The organism is Pseudomonas sp. PvP025, from assembly GCF_017832155.1.
In the GTDB taxonomy this organism is placed as follows: Bacteria; Pseudomonadota; Gammaproteobacteria; order Pseudomonadales; family Pseudomonadaceae; genus Aquipseudomonas.
The window spans coordinates 3,211,169-3,225,198 of sequence record NZ_JAFIBJ010000001.1 but is presented as its reverse complement, the minus strand read 5'-3'; the positions used below and the strand labels follow the sequence as shown (position 1 = coordinate 3,225,198).

Annotated in this window: 16 protein-coding genes; 9 read left to right on the top strand and 7 right to left on the bottom strand. The window is 62.3% G+C overall.

Annotated features, from left to right (window positions below):
- Positions 1–60: 60 nt before the first annotated feature.
- The gene (locus JOE32_RS13745) at positions 61–696 is read left to right on the top strand and encodes a pseudouridine synthase (protein ID WP_245229025.1); all 636 of its coding nucleotides are present in this window, start codon (positions 61–63) and stop codon (positions 694–696) included.
- Here the strand turns inward: JOE32_RS13745 and JOE32_RS13740 are convergent.
- Both JOE32_RS13740 and JOE32_RS13735 read right to left on the bottom strand, forming a co-directional pair.
- Positions 691–909 carry a DUF2788 domain-containing protein gene (locus JOE32_RS13740; protein WP_209985126.1) on the bottom strand — a complete coding sequence of 73 codons (219 nt, stop codon included), beginning with the start codon at positions 907–909 and terminating at the stop codon, positions 691–693. The two genes, JOE32_RS13745 and JOE32_RS13740, sit on opposite strands and share 6 nt — an antisense overlap.
- A 396-nt stretch (positions 910–1,305) precedes the next feature.
- Complete coding sequence (locus JOE32_RS13735) at positions 1,306–1,785, bottom strand: Lrp/AsnC family transcriptional regulator (RefSeq protein ID WP_003176264.1); 480 nt, start codon at positions 1,783–1,785, stop codon at positions 1,306–1,308.
- A gap of 427 nt (positions 1,786–2,212) precedes the next feature.
- Between JOE32_RS13735 and JOE32_RS13730 the strand changes: the two genes are divergently transcribed.
- Positions 2,213–3,226 carry a DUF6515 family protein gene (locus tag JOE32_RS13730; protein ID WP_209985122.1) on the top strand — a complete coding sequence of 338 codons (1,014 nt, stop codon included), beginning with the start codon at positions 2,213–2,215 and terminating at the stop codon, positions 3,224–3,226.
- On the opposite strand, the gene JOE32_RS13725 is transcribed toward JOE32_RS13730, so the two are convergent.
- Together JOE32_RS13725 and JOE32_RS13720 are read right to left on the bottom strand one after the other, a co-directional pair.
- Positions 3,223–4,116 carry a cation diffusion facilitator family transporter gene (locus JOE32_RS13725; protein WP_209985119.1) on the bottom strand — a complete coding sequence of 298 codons (894 nt, stop codon included), beginning with the start codon at positions 4,114–4,116 and terminating at the stop codon, positions 3,223–3,225. The genes JOE32_RS13730 and JOE32_RS13725 overlap by 4 nt on opposite strands.
- Positions 4,117–4,125: 9 nt before the next feature.
- On the bottom strand, positions 4,126–4,545 hold the full coding sequence (locus tag JOE32_RS13720) for a hypothetical protein (protein WP_057008634.1): 420 nt from the start codon (positions 4,543–4,545) through the stop codon (positions 4,126–4,128).
- 152 nt (positions 4,546–4,697) lie between these two features.
- Between JOE32_RS13720 and hrpB the strand changes: the two genes are divergently transcribed.
- Complete coding sequence (gene hrpB / locus JOE32_RS13715; protein WP_209985117.1) at positions 4,698–7,208, top strand: ATP-dependent helicase HrpB; 2,511 nt, start codon at positions 4,698–4,700, stop codon at positions 7,206–7,208.
- A 123-nt stretch (positions 7,209–7,331) separates the two neighbouring features.
- Here hrpB and JOE32_RS13710 read toward each other — a convergent pair whose 3' ends face one another.
- Positions 7,332–8,420 (bottom strand): endonuclease/exonuclease/phosphatase family protein, encoded by a 1,089-nt coding sequence (locus JOE32_RS13710; RefSeq protein ID WP_209985114.1) that lies wholly within the window; start codon positions 8,418–8,420, stop codon positions 7,332–7,334.
- Positions 8,421–8,460: 40 nt separating this feature from the next.
- Entirely contained in the window at positions 8,461–9,120 is a 660-nt protein-coding gene (locus JOE32_RS13705) for a YciC family protein (protein ID WP_209985110.1), read from the bottom strand.
- Between the two features lie 179 nt (positions 9,121–9,299).
- Between JOE32_RS13705 and JOE32_RS13700 the strand changes: the two genes are divergently transcribed.
- The 3 genes from JOE32_RS13700 (at position 9,300) to JOE32_RS13690 (ending at position 11,258) form a co-directional block, all read left to right on the top strand.
- The gene (locus JOE32_RS13700) at positions 9,300–10,028 is read left to right on the top strand and encodes a DUF2076 domain-containing protein (protein WP_209985106.1); all 729 of its coding nucleotides are present in this window, start codon (positions 9,300–9,302) and stop codon (positions 10,026–10,028) included.
- Between the two features lie 117 nt (positions 10,029–10,145).
- Positions 10,146–10,622 (top strand): NYN domain-containing protein, encoded by a 477-nt coding sequence (locus JOE32_RS13695; RefSeq protein WP_003236960.1) that lies wholly within the window; start codon positions 10,146–10,148, stop codon positions 10,620–10,622.
- A 24-nt stretch (positions 10,623–10,646) separates the two neighbouring features.
- Positions 10,647–11,258 carry a 3'-5' exonuclease gene (locus tag JOE32_RS13690; protein WP_209985103.1) on the top strand — a complete coding sequence of 204 codons (612 nt, stop codon included), beginning with the start codon at positions 10,647–10,649 and terminating at the stop codon, positions 11,256–11,258.
- Between the two features lie 139 nt (positions 11,259–11,397).
- On the opposite strand, the gene JOE32_RS13685 is transcribed toward JOE32_RS13690, so the two are convergent.
- Positions 11,398–11,694 (bottom strand): DUF3077 domain-containing protein, encoded by a 297-nt coding sequence (locus tag JOE32_RS13685; protein WP_209985100.1) that lies wholly within the window; start codon positions 11,692–11,694, stop codon positions 11,398–11,400.
- Between the two features lie 492 nt (positions 11,695–12,186).
- Between JOE32_RS13685 and JOE32_RS13680 the strand changes: the two genes are divergently transcribed.
- The 3 genes from JOE32_RS13680 to yedA all read left to right on the top strand — a co-directional run bounded on the left by JOE32_RS13680 (position 12,187) and on the right by yedA (position 14,017).
- Entirely contained in the window at positions 12,187–12,753 is a 567-nt protein-coding gene (locus tag JOE32_RS13680) for a hypothetical protein (RefSeq protein ID WP_209985096.1), read from the top strand.
- The gene (locus JOE32_RS13675) at positions 12,743–13,006 is read left to right on the top strand and encodes an acyl carrier protein (RefSeq protein ID WP_209985093.1); all 264 of its coding nucleotides are present in this window, start codon (positions 12,743–12,745) and stop codon (positions 13,004–13,006) included. The genes JOE32_RS13680 and JOE32_RS13675 overlap by 11 nt, the downstream gene beginning before the upstream one ends.
- A 114-nt stretch (positions 13,007–13,120) precedes the next feature.
- Positions 13,121–14,017, top strand: coding sequence for a drug/metabolite exporter YedA (yedA, locus tag JOE32_RS13670; RefSeq protein ID WP_209985091.1), 897 nt, complete (start codon positions 13,121–13,123; stop codon positions 14,015–14,017).
- Positions 14,018–14,030: the final 13 nt, after the last annotated feature.

Sequence of the window (14,030 nt, the reverse complement as noted above, 5' to 3'; positions counted from 1 at the left end):
GGTCATTTGGCGGTCAGGCCACTAGCATTGTCTGTCCTGACCGTTAGATGTTCCTTTGCCATGTCCCGTCCCACCCGTCCCGATTCGCGCCGCCCTGGCGTGAAACCTTCGCAGGCTGCCCCCCGTCGTGTCGCCAAGGCGCCGCCGGCCGAGCCGAAGCTGATCCTGTTCAACAAACCCTTCGATGTGCTGACTCAGTTCAGCGACGAAGGCGGGCGCGCGACCCTCAAGGATTTTATCGACATCCCCGGCATCTACCCGGCGGGCCGCCTGGACCGTGACAGCGAAGGCCTGCTGCTGCTGACCAACGACGGCCAGTTGCAGGCGCGCATCGCCGACCCACGGCACAAGCTGGCGAAAACCTATTGGGTGCAGGTGGAAGGCGAGCCGACTGACGCGCAACTGCAACGCCTGCGCGACGGTGTGGAACTCAACGACGGCATGACCTTGCCCGCCCAAGCCCGGCTGTTGGACGAGCCTGAGCTGTGGCCGCGCAACCCGCCTGTGCGCTTTCGCAAAAGTGTGCCCACACACTGGCTGGAACTGGTGATTCGCGAAGGGCGTAACCGTCAGGTACGGCGCATGACCGCGGCGGTGGGCTTGCCGACCTTGCGCCTGGTGCGCGTGCGTATTGGCGATTGGTCTATCGAAGGGCTGGATCAGGGCCAGTGGAAGGCGGTGCCGGCGCGTTTATAAGGCGCCGGACTCGATCAGGCCGATCACCACGCTCTTGATGATGAACGCGGCGATGCCCAGGCCCAGCACCAGGAACAGGATGAGCGAGCCAAAGCGTCCGGCGTTGGATTTTTTCGCCAGGTCCCACACGATAAAGCCCATGAAGAGGATCAGCAGGGTCATCAGACCGGTCATCATCCATTCTTCGAACCGAGCGGGGTCGAGGGTGTTCATGGGAGCCTTCCTTGCGCAAATTCAAGTGTGGCAGGAGGCTTGCTCCCGATAGCCGGGTGTCCGTCAGCTTATTCATAAACTGACACGCCGCTATCGGGAGCAAGCCCCCTCCCACAGGGTAATGCCGTTCAGTTAAGCGCAGATTCCCTGTGGCGAGCAGGCTCGTCCTGCGTTGGGCTGCGTAGCAGCCCCAAAACCAGGCGCTGAGCAGTATCAGGTACACCGCGTTTTCCTTGATTAGGGGCGCTGCGCACCCCAACGCGGCGGCCCCCTAAGTCGCCGTTACCGCAGAAACCGATAGGTACACCGAAAAGTCGCACCGCTCATTGCTTCGAGCATCACGCAGGCTTAACTGAACGGCATTACTCCCACAGGGGAACTTCAGTGTGCTTCAGGTCAGGTACGCAAGTGCGTCAGCGGCAGTTCGGTGCTGTTGAGCACCTGGTTGAGCACGAAGCTGGAGCGCACGCTGGTCACGCCTTCGATGCGGGTCAGATGGCCCAGCAGCAGTTTTTGATAGTGATCCATGTCCGGCACCACCACTTTGAGCTGATAGTCCGCGTCCATCCCGGTCACCAGACTGCATTCCAGCACCTGGGGCAGGGTGCGGATGGCGGCTTCAAAATTCTCGAAGCGCTCGGGGGTGTGCCGGTCCATGCCGATCAGCACATAGGCGGTCAGGCTCAAGCCGAGCATCTTGCGATCGAGCAGGGCGACCTGGCGGGAGATATAGCCGTCGTCTTCCAGTTGCTTGACCCGGCGCGAGCAGGGCGACGGCGACAGGCCGATACGCTCGGCCAGCTCCTGGTTGGAGATCCTCGCGTCGCGCTGCAATTCCGCCAGAATACTCAAGTCGTATCGGTCAAGCTTGCTCATCGGGTTAGCCTTTGTCGTAACTATTGCGATGAATTATCCATGAAGGGTTAAAAATTGCGCAAGCACTGTTTATTGACGCAATCTTCGCAATCATCCGTCGGGCGTGGACGGGTATCGTTGTCAACAGAATCACCGCCTGGACAACAGTCCACAGCAGCTCGCCCAATCAGGTGCGTTGCGGCCGCCACCCCAGCAGGGTTGAGCCGGCCTCCAGGCTGCACACTGTCGACACGACGGCGTGAGGTGAGCCAACGTCAAAAGCGTTGCGCCAGGACGAAATTCTCAAGGGGTGGCCGACGGGTTGCCCCTTTTCTTTTGCCGCGGTTTTTACCTGCGATGAAACTTCTTGTGACTGATAACCTGTGCCAGAACCGGGCGAAGCTTTCCCAGTCTCATGTTCAAGCCCTAATCCGCAGTGAGGAATAGCATGAAGCGCATCTGGCGTATGGCAGGTGTTGGTTTGCTGGTGGCAAGCGTCGGCGCGCAGGCATTGGCCGATGAGCGCGATGGCGCGCCGGGGCCTGGTCCCGGGCCGAGGCCTCAGGGCGGCGGGCAGCATGAACGCGGGCCGGAAGGCGGTGGGCGGGCGGAAAACAATCAGCCGCGCCCGGAAAATCAGCGCGTTGAACGTGGTGCCCCGAACGCGGGCAGCCAAGGGCAGGGACGTCCACCCGGCAACGAGCCGGGCCGGCCTGCGCCGCCGCCGTCCAATAAGCTGCCGATCCAGGGGCGCCCGGATACCGTGCGTCAGACCGAGGAGCCGCGTCAGGGTTACTACCGCGACATCCCCCGGCGCAATGACGACAACCGGCATTGGGAGGCCGGCGGCCCCGGTTCACGTCCCGGCTTCAACGGCCGTCCCGACGACAACCGCTGGCCAGGCCGCCCCGACGGGCATGGCAACGGTTGGGGTCCCGGCCCGCAACATCGTCCGGGTTACGTCATCGACCGCTTCCCCGACCGCAATTACCGTGTGCCGTACCGGGGCCAGGATTATTTCTTCTCTGGCGGCTACTGGTATCGCCCCCAGGGCCCGCATTACGTGGTGGTGACGCCGCCGTACGGCATCCGTGTGCAGTATTTGCCGGACTACGCGCGCGAAGTGCGGGTGGGCGGTTCGCTGTTGTTCCTCGCTGCGGGCGCCTATTACGCCTATGAGGAAAGCACGCGGCAATACGTGGTCGTGCAACCGCCGGCAGAGGCGCCCCCGCCGCCGCCTCCATCGCAGGGCGAGGGCTATGACGTGGTGGCCTACCCCGCCAACGGCCAGTCACCGGCCCAGGTGCAGCAGGACGGTTACGACTGCTATCGCTGGGCGGTGCAGCAGAGCGGCTTTGACCCGCGCACCGTCACCTACGCCCCGGACCCTGCGGTGGTACAAGCCTACCGTCAGGCCCAGGGCAACTGCCTGAGCAGTCGCGGTTATCAGGTGCAGTACTAGGCCTTGGCGCCGGTGACCACTTCCTGCGGGTCGGCGTGCACCAGCACTTCGGCGCGCGGGTAGGCCTGGTGAATGGCATCGGCGGCCTGGTCGCTGATGCCATGGGCCACCGACAAGGTCAGTTCCCCCGGCAACTCCAGGTGCAGTTGCACAAACCAGTGATTACCCGACACCCGCGTGCGCAAGTCATGGGCACCCAGCACACCCGGCACGCTGCGAGCCAGCTCGAGCATGTGCTGGCTGACGTCGGTGGGCAGCTCTTCATCCATCAGCACCGCAAAGCTTTCCCGGGCGATCTGGATGGCGCTCCACAGGATATAAGCCGAGATGCCCAGGCCGAACCACGCATCCACCTGATGAAAGCCGATGCCTGCCAACACCAGCGCCACCAGAATGCTGCCGTTGAGCATCAAGTCGGAGCGGTAATGCAGTGAATCGGCGCGCACCGCGTTGGAGCCGGTTTCGCGGATCACCCGGTGTTGCAGCATCAGCAACGCCACGGTCAGCACCAGGGAAAACACGATCACGCCGATGCTCAGCCAGGGCGCACCGACCGGTTCCGGGTGTTGCAGGCGGTGGTAGGCCTGGAAGGCAATCAACACCGCACTGCCCGCGATAAACAGCGCCTGGGCCATGCCCGACAGCGATTCCGCCTTGCCGTGGCCGTAACGGTGATCGTCATCGGCCGGGCGCAGGGCGTAATGCACCGCGAGCAGATTGAGCAGCGACGTCACGCCGTCAAGCAGTGAGTCGGTCAACCCTGCGAGCATGCTCACCGAACCACTGAACCACCAGGCAATGGCCTTGGTGACGATCAGCGCACTGGCCACCGCCACCGAGGCGCGGGTTGCCAGGCGCAGGAGCCTGGCGTGTTCGGGACTGCTGGTCATGGGTGATCCTTAAGCGGCGGGCTGCAGGCCGAGGGAAGCCAGTTGTTGCACGCTGCCCTTGAACTGGATCAGGCGCGGGTCATCCAGCGGCAGGTTGCGGCCGGTTTCCTTCTCAATGATCGATTGCAGCTTGAGGTTGTCGACCTTGCCATCGGCGCCAACGGCTTCGTGGAGTTTCTGCGGATCGACCTGGGCGGTCTTGCCCGGTTCGAAGTAGATCGCGCCGGTGGCGAAGTCGACACCAAAAGCGATCAGGCCGGGGATCACGTAGAACAACAAGCCGATGGCATCGAGCACGGCGATGGTCGGGTCGATCTTGCCGTCGAGCTGGCCACGGCGATCCGGGTACATGATCGACCCGCAGGCGGTGAGTTGGCTCAGCAGGGTGACGGCCAAAACACCGCCGATGACACGGGAAGCAATACGCATGGAAATCTCCTCAACACAGTTGAAAGTGACTATAAGCCCATTCTGTTGAACGACGCCGACCCAAAGGTGGGAGCAGGCCCGTGGCGTTTCTCAGACCAGCGTCGGCATTGGGCCGTTCGCCGTTATACTCGCCGCTCTGCTTTGGAGCCAGTATGAATTCGTTGCCCATCGATGATGTTTTACCCGCCTTGCGTGACGCCTTGGCGATTCGCCATGAAGCCGTGCTGGAAGCGCCGCCCGGCGCCGGTAAAACCACCCGCGTGCCGCTGGCCCTGTTGAACGAGCCCTGGCTGGCCGGGCAAACCATCCTGATGCTCGAACCCCGGCGCCTCGCTGCCCGTGCGGCGGCCGAACGTCTGGCCAGCGAGTTGGGTGAAAAAGTCGGCGAAACCGTCGGCTACCGCATCCGTCTCGACAGCAAGGTCGGGCCCAACACGCGTATTGAAGTGGTCACCGAAGGCATCCTCACCAGGCGCTTGCAGGACGACCCGGCGCTGGACGGTGTGGGGCTGCTGATCTTCGACGAATTCCACGAACGCAGCCTCGATGCCGACCTGGCTCTGGCCCTGAGCCTCAACGGGCGCGAGCTGTTTCGCGACGAGCAGCCGCTGAAAATCCTGCTGATGTCCGCCACCCTCGAAGGCGAGCGATTGGCCAGCCTGCTGGACGACGCACCGATTTTGCGCAGCCTGGGGCGTATGTTCCCGGTGCAGATGCGCTGGGGGCGGCCGTATCAGTCTGGTGAGTTCATCGAGCCGAGAGTGGTGCAGACCGTGCTCGATGCCCTGCACGACGAGACCGGCAGCGTGTTGGTGTTTTTGCCGGGGCAGGCGGAGATTCGCCGGGTCCATCAGCAACTGGCCGACGCCCTGGGCGATCGCGCCGAGGTGCTGCTGTGCCCGCTGCACGGCGAGCTGGACCTCAACGCCCAGCGCGCCGCCATCGACCCGGCACCTGCCGGCAAGCGCAAAGTGGTGCTCGCCACCAACATCGCCGAGACCAGCCTGACCATCAACGGCGTGCGTGTGGTGATTGATGCCGGGCTGGCGCGGGTGCCGCGTTTCGACCCCGGCAGCGGCATGACCCGCCTCGACACCCAGCGTATCTCCCGCGCCAGTGCCACCCAACGTGCCGGCCGGGCAGGGCGCCTCGAGCCTGGCGTGTGTTACCGACTGTGGTCCGAAGACCAGCATGAAGGCCTCGCGGCCTATGGCAGTGCGGAAATCCTCGCCGCCGACCTCGCCGGCCTGGCCTTGCAACTGGCGCGCTGGGGCGTGACGCCCGCGCAGTTGGTGTGGCTGGACGTGCCGCCGAGCGCCGCGTACGCCCAGGCCCAGGACCTGCTGGTGCGTCTGGGTGCATTGAATGAGGATAAATTGACCGCCCACGGGCAGAAAATGGCGGAGTTGCCGGCCCATCCGCGCATCGCCCATCTGCTGTTGCGCGGGCAAGACCTGGGGCTGGCGGACACCGCCTGCCATGTCGCGGCACTGTTGGGCGAGCGCGATATCCTGCGGGGTGCCGGTGCGGACCTGCACAGCCGCCTGGCGCTGCTGTCCGGCGAAGAGCGCGCCCGTGGTACCCAGGGCGGTGTGCAACGGGCCCGGCAACTGGCGCGGCAGTATCGTGGCTATTTGAGAGGCAAGGCGACGCAGGCCGTGGCCGACCCCGACCACCCGCGCTGGCTCGGCGCCTTGCTGGCGCTGGCCTACCCGGACCGCGTCGCCCAGCAACGCCGTGCCGGTGGCGCCGAATACCGCCTGGCCAATGGCCGTGCCGCGCTGTTCGCCGAGGCCGACAGCCTGATGAAACAGCCCTGGCTGGTGATCGCCGACCTCGGCAGCCGCCAGGGCCAGCGCGAGGAACGCATCTACCTGGCGGCAGATTTCGATCCGGCGCTGTTCGACACGGTGCTTGCCGAGCAGGTGCGCACGGTCGATCAACTGGACTGGGACGAACGCGAAGGCATGCTGCGCGCCGAACGCCAACGCAAGGTCGGCGAACTGGTGCTCAGTCGCGAGCCGCTCAGCGGCCTGGAAGAAAGCGCGCGCAGCCAGGCGCTGGTCAACCTGGTGCGACGCAAAGGCCTGGAGTTGCTGCCCTTTACCCCGGAGCTGCGCCAGTGGCAGGCCCGCGTCATGCTGCTGCGCGAGCTGGATAGGGGCGCGCCCAGCGAATGGCCGGACATCAGCGACAAGGCCTTGCTCGCCAGCCTGGAACACTGGCTGATGCCCTACCTGGGCAAAGTTTCGCGCCTGAGCCATTTCGCCCACCTGGACATTTCCAGCTACCTGCACAACCTGCTGCCCTGGCCGCTGCCGCAACGCCTGGACGAACTGGCGCCGCAGCATATCAAGGTGCCCTCGGGGTCGTCGGTGCGCCTGGACTACAGCGAACAGCCGCCGATACTGGCGGTGCGTTTGCAGGAACTGTTCGGGCTGGCGGACACGCCGCGCATTGCCGGAGGGCGCCAGGCGGTCAAGCTGCACCTGCTGTCCCCCGCACGGCGGCCGGTGCAGGTGACCCAGGACCTGGCGAACTTCTGGCGCAGTACGTACGCCGAGGTGAAGAAGGATTTGAAGGGGCGGTATCCCAAGCATTATTGGCCGGATGACCCGTTGGTGGCGGAGCCGACGGCGAGGATCAAGCCTCGCAAGCCTTAGCGCTGACGATCAAAAAATGTGGGAGGGGGGCTTGCTCCCGATGGCGGTGGTTCAGTCAGTGTATGGGTAGCTGACACACTGCCATCGGGAGCAAGCCCCCTCCCACATTGATATTTTTGACAGTTATTGCGCGGCCGGCAGCAGGAAGCGGGCAATCACCGGCAAATGATTGGAAATACGCAACGTATCCTCCTGTCGCACCTTTGCCTCCACCCGCTTGATCCGTGGGCTGTAGAACAGGTAATCGAGTGTGCGATCCGGGCCGTCGATGCCGGGGTCGTTTGGGAAGTGCGTCAGCCATTTTTCACGGTCGATGCCGCTGGACTCGCTGTTGCTCGGGATCATCGGGTATTTGTCCCACAGCAGGTGCAGCTCGCTGTCCGGCGAGTACTGCCCGCGTTTGTCGGCGTCCAGGCGCAGGTATTGGCCCAGCGGCAACAGGTTGAAATCCCCGCCGATCAACCAGGGTGTGCCCCGGCCTTCGAATTTATCCAGCAACTTCACGGTGGCCTTGACCTGCTCCTGCACCGCACTGCGCCCAGGGGTATCGCCGTCCAGGCGGGTGTTGAGCACCGCCAGTTGGCCGCCGTCGCTCAGTGGCAGGTAGGTCAGCAGCAAGGCCGGCCTGGGCTGGAACTGGCGGCTGATGAAGTTGGCGTCCGAGGTAGGCAGTTGCAGGCGTTCGGCGTGTTCGATCTGGTAGCGGCTGAGGGTTGCGAGCTTGCGGCCGACGCTGCCGAAGATGTGCAGGCTGGGGACGAAGTCGGCCTTCCAGTCGAAGGCCTGGGCGCTGCAGGGGTAGAGGTCGACCAGGCGTTCCTGCAGCAGGGCCAGTTGGTCCTGGTAGTGGGAGGGCTTGGCGTTTTCGTCGATTTCCTGCAATAGCAACAGGTCGGGTTGTTCGTCGCGGATCACCCGGGCCACTTCGTCGAGGCTGAAGGCCATGTCTTCGACGGTGGGACGCTCGTCCGGGCCGCCGCCGTCGCTGCGGTCGTACCAGAACACGTAGTTCTTGCCGGCCAGGTATTGCACGTTCCAGGTCATCACCTTGAGCGCCTGCCCAGGCAGCAGGGTCGGCGCACGGGGCGCGACGCAACTGACGGGCAAGGTCTGCCTGGCGGCCGGGCGCCAGGTCAGGTGGTAGATCAGGGCGGTAAGCAGGCCGGCAACGATCAGCAGGCCCAGCAGGGTGATGCGCAATAAACGGGTCATCGGCTCGGCTTATGGCGTTTCAGAAGTGGCCGTGAGCATATCACCGCGCGTCGGCATCGCCACCGATCAACATGAATAAACGGAACAGCACCACACTGGTAAACAGCTGCAGAAAGCTGTGCGCGCTGTCCATCACCAGGCCCAGCAGCGGCGCCGGCTCAGGGTAGGCCGCCACGCTCGCGCCCTTGAGCAGCCACAGCGGCGTCATCACGCACAGCAGGCACACCAGGATTCGCCAGAAATGCCCACGGGTCAGGCGCAGACTTTCCTTCATCGCCTCCAGGGCCGACATGCCGCGCAACACCAGCAGGTATTCGGCGAATGCCAGCACCACCATCAGCCACAGCCCCGGCAGGAAATACAGCGACAGCCCCGCCAATATCAGCAGCGTGCTCATGGCGGTCAGCAGGGCGAAGCGTGGCCACAGGGCCAGGGCCATGGCCCACACATCGCGGGTGCGTGGCGACTCGCCACGGGTGCGGGCGTCGAGAAACAGGATCAGCGCACCGGTGTACAGCGGGTACACCAGTAAACCTACCACCACGCTGTAACCGGCAAACGCGTCCGCGCCCAGCGTGTGGTCCAGTATCTGTTGCAGCAAGGCTTCGAGGATCACCAGCGGCAAACACAATTGCACGATGGCGCCGAGGTTGTGCCGGGTAAAGCGGAAAGAGTCGCGCAGTACGTCTAACGGATTCATCAGGGTTATCGCAGGCCTGTAAATAAAGGAACACTTTAACCGATCAGACTCGCAGCGACGCAAACGTAAACCTTGCGTAAAGACCATTGAAACAACTCGTAACACCCCCATAACTAGCATGCACCTGGCCTGATCACAGGCAGGACCCTGATTTCTACCGGCAATCTAACGAGGTCGCCATGAACAGCGAAGAGCAAACCCTGATCGATGGACTGTTTTCACGGTTGCAACAAGCCGAAACGGACTCAGCCCCCCGCGACGCCCAGGCCGAAGCGCGGATCAAGGAGCACATGACTCGCCAACCGGCCGCCGGGTACTACATGACCCAGTCGATCCTGGTGCAGGAGCAGGCGCTGAAAAGCCTGGATGCGCAGAACAAGCAGCAGGCGCAGCAGATCCAGCAACTGCAGGATGAGTTGCAGCGGGCCAAATCCGCGCAACCGGCGCCGGCGAGCGGCGGTGGTTTTCTGTCGAGCATCTTTGGCGGCAGCTCGCGCGATACCCAGCCTGCTCCGTCCAATGCCGGCGGTGGCTGGCGTGAACCCGCGCGGCCTGCGTTCGGCCAGCCTGCGCCGCAGCAGAACTACCAGCAACCACCCCAGGCGGCGGCTGCAGCACCCATGGGCAGCGGTTTCCTGGGCGGCGCGATGAAAACTGCCGCTGGCGTGGCCGGTGGTGTGTTGCTGGCCGAAGGCATCAGCAGCCTGTTCCACCACAACCAGCAGCCGCAGGTGGTGGAGGAAATCATCGAACAACCGGCGCCGGCCAGCGATCAAGGCAACTGGGGCAACGACGACCAGAAATTTGCCGGCAATGACAGCTGGGGCGGCAACAACACCGACAGCTTCGCCGACAACGATTATGTCGACGACTCCTCTTCCTTCGGCGACGACGATACCTTCGTCTGACACACCGGGACCGGGGCGCGCCGTCGTCCCGGTCTGATTTTTCCCGGAAACGTTCCTGTGGCTGGCATACTGGCACCCTTTCCGGGCCCTGGCGCCTGGCTGTCATGAGGAAGTGCGGTGAAGAAAATTGCAGTGTTCGCCGATGTACAAAACCTCTACTACACCGTGCGCCAGGCCTATGGTTGCCACTTCAACTATGCCGCGCTGTGGGCTGACATCAGCGCGCGCGGGCAGATCGTCGAGGCGTATGCGTATGCCATCGACCGTGGCGACAGCAAGCAGCAGCAATTCCAGCAGATCCTGCGCAACCTGGGTTTTACGGTAAAACTCAAGCCGTACATCCAGCGCAGCGACGGCTCGGCCAAGGGCGATTGGGACGTGGGCATCACCCTCGATATCATGGACGCCGCCGACCACGTCGACGAAATCGTGCTGGCCTCCGGTGACGGCGACTTCGACATGCTGCTCGACCGCGTCATCAATAAACATGGCGTTGAGGCTGTGGCCTACGGCGTACCGGGCCTGACCGCCAATTCGCTGATACGCGCCGCCAGCCGCTACGTGCCGATTGAAGGCGCGTTGCTGCTCAAATAATAGTTGGACGGAGTGCAAACAGGTTTGGAACGTATAGCGGTTATCGACTTTGAAACCACCGGCATCACGCCGAGCAGCCACTGCCGCGCGACGGAAATCGGCGTGGTCATTCTTGAGCGTGAGCAAATCGTCGACCGTTATCAGAGCCTGATGAACGCCGGCGTACGTGTACCCGGCTTTATCGAACAGCTCACCGGGATCAGCAACGCGATGTTGCGCAGCGCACCGCCGGCCGAGCGCGTGATGAATGAAGTCAACGAATTCGTCGGTACCACGCCGCTGTTGGCGCATAACGCCGCGTTCGACCAGAAGTTCTGGGACTTTGAACTGGGCCTGATCCGCCGCACCCGCCTGCAAAAATTCGCCTGCTCCCTGCTGCTGGCCCGCCGCCTGATGCCGGCTGCGCCGAACCACAAACTCGGCACCCTCAACAGCTACGCGCAACTGCCCCATACCGGCAAGGCCCACCGGGCGCTGGCGGATGCGGAGATGGCGGCCAACCTCACGGCGCATCTGGCCCAGGAGTTACGGCGCACCCACGGCTTGCGCGAACTGTCCCACGACCTGCTGTGCACCTTGCAGAAAGTGCCGGCGGCGAAGATCAATGAGCACCTGAAGAAACATCGCGGGTTTTGAGCCTGCCACCCTCTCAAGAACACTGAAAATCCAAATGTGGGAGGGGGCTTGCTCCCGATGGCGGTGTGTCAGGCAACTGATGTGCAACTGAACCACCGCCATCGGGAGCAAGCCCCCTCCCACATGGGTTATGCGGTGATCATCCAGGTTGCACACACTCCAACGCCCGATCCACCACCCCTCTCGCCATTTCCACCAAATGCATCACTGCCCGCTGTTGCGCATTCATGGCGTCCCTGGACGAATGCGCTGTCTCCACTGCGCACTGCAGCAAATCCGCCGCATGGGCCAGGGCGTCTTCGAAGCTCAGGTTGTCATTCAGGATGAAGGTGGGCGCATCCGGGGCGGACGCTTTGAGGTAGTGGTCGGTGGCGCGGCGATGGAGCAGGGCGTCTTCGCTGGGGAAGCGGGGTGGATCGGGGGTGACTTTGACCATGGTGAAACTCCTTGCTGGAAGAAGTTGGCACCGTCCGCTTGCACGCGAAGAGGGTGGCAACTGTGCGTAGGTGTGCAAGACCGGGGCAAGAAGTAAAACCCAGCAGACCCGAGGGTCTCCCACGCACAGCTGCCATAACTGGCAAGCACCAAGCAAAAGCTGAGCGCTAAGCTGCGTTGATTTGTAATTCTTATTGCCGCCGGACTTGCACGTCCGGTCACCGAAAACTCAATGACCGAGCGAGACTAGCTACCTGATCCGACGGAAACAAGGCTGTGGGATTCTCTCGGAAACGTCCCGCAAATGATAGGGATCGGTCTTGCTGGCCACTAAACTATCAGCTGTTTGTGGAGCCCTTTCCGCTCTTTCTGAATGGTCAGTAGGCCGATCAGCTAACGCACCGTCAGATCTTTCTGTTTTTTTCTTCGCCCATTTATCGCCCTTTGCCTCGACCTAACATTGCGCCTGTCATTTACGTAAAAGGACTACGTCATGCAGGAAAGCGATCTTCATACGGCGATCATGCGGGGCATGTTTGAACTCAAATCAAAAGGCATTGATTTCGGCTCAGCCTCAAACATGGCGTTTCATTTGGGGAACACGATGACAAGCTGCCCGGCAGTCATGGTGTTGCCTGATTCAACGGGCTGGAACCATGGAGCCAGCTACCAGTTAGTGCGGCCCATTCATTCGGACTCTTCGGCGCCTGGCACTACGTTTGATGAGCTATGGAAATGTACGCAGCAGCACTACGGCTTGACTGCAGCAACGCTTATCACTGGCGCAGCAGGTATACCCATCAGCAAAATTGCCGTGGGCGCCTGGGTCCACGTCGGTTCCAGCAAAACGACGAATCTGGCGAGCTTGATTGGAATGCGTTTTTTTCCTCGTACATTGATCAGGCAACCAACGGTGGCCAGAATGGCAAAAGCAACGTTTGGCACCGTTCGGGTATTCGGGATTATCGGGCGAGGTATTCCCTTCGTTGCAGCGGGGCTGGCGATCTTTGATTTAGTCAGTATTGGCAAGTGTGCCTATGAGGCAAGAAATGGAAGGTGATCTGACCAGAGCCGATATCAGCGAAAAAGTCATTCAGTTATTCGTCGATATCATTGGCTTCATCGACCGAACTCAGGTGACGGAGCAAACCGACTTCGTCCATGACTTCAAGATTATTGATGATGACCTGACTTGCTTCGTCATGCAGATCAAATGGCAGTTCAAACTGCGCGCGACTCAGGATGACTGGGATCACATCACTACGATCGGGCAGGTTATCGATTTAATCGCTCAGCGCTCGTCTATTCAGTAGACCTGCCACCCCCTTCCGAAAAGTGTACGGCCCGTTTAAACAGGTTTTGTAACTTATGTTTAACAGTCCGCCTTCCTAAAATAAGCCCCCCTTCTCCTGCCATAGAGCCGCCCCATGCCTGGCCCCCGTCGCTTTCCCTTACCCTTGATCGCTGCCTTTTTCGCGCTGTACGTCATCTGGGGCTCCACTTACCTAGTGATTCGCATTGGCGTGGAATACTGGCCGCCGTTGTTGCTGGCGGGGATTCGGTTCTGCACGGCGGGCGCGTTGATGTATGGCTTTCTCAGATGGCGTGGCGTGCCGGCGCCGACCTGGCCGCAGTGGAAGGCCGCCGGCATGATCGGTATTTTGCTGCTCACGGTGGGCAATGGCGGTGTCAGTGTGGCCGAGCATATGGGTGTGTCGTCCGGTGTGGCTGCGCTGGCCGTGGCGACGGTGCCACTGTTTACCTTGCTGTGCGGCTATTTCTGGGGCGCGCGCAATACGCGGCTGGAGTGGGCGGGGGTGATTTTGGGGATTATCGGCATCGCCATGCTCAACATGGGCAGCACACTGCAATCGAGCCCGATGGGCGCAGTGCTGCTGTTGATAGCAGCCGCCTCCTGGGCGTTTGGTTCGGTGTGGAGCCGGCAACTGTCGCTGCCCCAGGGCGCCATGGCCAGTGCGGCGGAAATGCTCGTGGCGGGTGTGGCGCTGTTGCTGGTCAGTGCGCTGTCCGGCGAGCACCTCAAAGCCCTGCCGCCGCTGGAAGGCTGGCTGGCCCTGGCCTACCTGACCGTGTTCGGCTCGATCATCGCGTTCAACGCTTATATGTACCTGCTCAAAAACGTACGCCCGGCGGCGGCCACCAGCTATGCCTATGTGAACCCGGCCGTCGCCGTCTTGCTGGGGATCGTCTTCGTGGGTGAAACCATCGGCCTGGAGGAGGCCTTCGCGATGCTGGTGATCATCAGCGCCGTGTTGCTGATCAGCCTGCCCCAATGGCGCAAGCCCAAACCGGAAATAAGGTAAACTGCCGCGCATT

What these genes read in the sequence shown, in the direction of transcription:
- JOE32_RS13725 (WP_209985119.1), bottom strand. Translation starts at nt 4,116, where the DNA reads ATGACCAGCAGTCCCGAACACGCCAGGCTCCTGCGCCTGGCAACCCGC.
- JOE32_RS13705 (WP_209985110.1), bottom strand. Translation starts at nt 9,120, where the DNA reads ATGAATCCGTTAGACGTACTGCGCGACTCTTTCCGCTTTACCCGGCAC.
- JOE32_RS13710 (WP_209985114.1), bottom strand. Translation starts at nt 8,420, where the DNA reads ATGACCCGTTTATTGCGCATCACCCTGCTGGGCCTGCTGATCGTTGCC.
- JOE32_RS13745 (WP_245229025.1), top strand. Translation starts at nt 61, where the DNA reads ATGTCCCGTCCCACCCGTCCCGATTCGCGCCGCCCTGGCGTGAAACCT.
- JOE32_RS13730 (WP_209985122.1), top strand. Translation starts at nt 2,213, where the DNA reads ATGAAGCGCATCTGGCGTATGGCAGGTGTTGGTTTGCTGGTGGCAAGC.
- JOE32_RS13735 (WP_003176264.1), bottom strand. Translation starts at nt 1,785, where the DNA reads ATGAGCAAGCTTGACCGATACGACTTGAGTATTCTGGCGGAATTGCAG.
- JOE32_RS13740 (WP_209985126.1), bottom strand. Translation starts at nt 909, where the DNA reads ATGAACACCCTCGACCCCGCTCGGTTCGAAGAATGGATGATGACCGGT.
- JOE32_RS13675 (WP_209985093.1), top strand. Translation starts at nt 12,743, where the DNA reads ATGGAAGGTGATCTGACCAGAGCCGATATCAGCGAAAAAGTCATTCAG.
- hrpB (WP_209985117.1), top strand. Translation starts at nt 4,698, where the DNA reads ATGAATTCGTTGCCCATCGATGATGTTTTACCCGCCTTGCGTGACGCC.
- JOE32_RS13685 (WP_209985100.1), bottom strand. Translation starts at nt 11,694, where the DNA reads ATGGTCAAAGTCACCCCCGATCCACCCCGCTTCCCCAGCGAAGACGCC.
- JOE32_RS13700 (WP_209985106.1), top strand. Translation starts at nt 9,300, where the DNA reads ATGAACAGCGAAGAGCAAACCCTGATCGATGGACTGTTTTCACGGTTG.
- JOE32_RS13720 (WP_057008634.1), bottom strand. Translation starts at nt 4,545, where the DNA reads ATGCGTATTGCTTCCCGTGTCATCGGCGGTGTTTTGGCCGTCACCCTG.
- JOE32_RS13680 (WP_209985096.1), top strand. Translation starts at nt 12,187, where the DNA reads ATGCAGGAAAGCGATCTTCATACGGCGATCATGCGGGGCATGTTTGAA.
- yedA (WP_209985091.1), top strand. Translation starts at nt 13,121, where the DNA reads ATGCCTGGCCCCCGTCGCTTTCCCTTACCCTTGATCGCTGCCTTTTTC.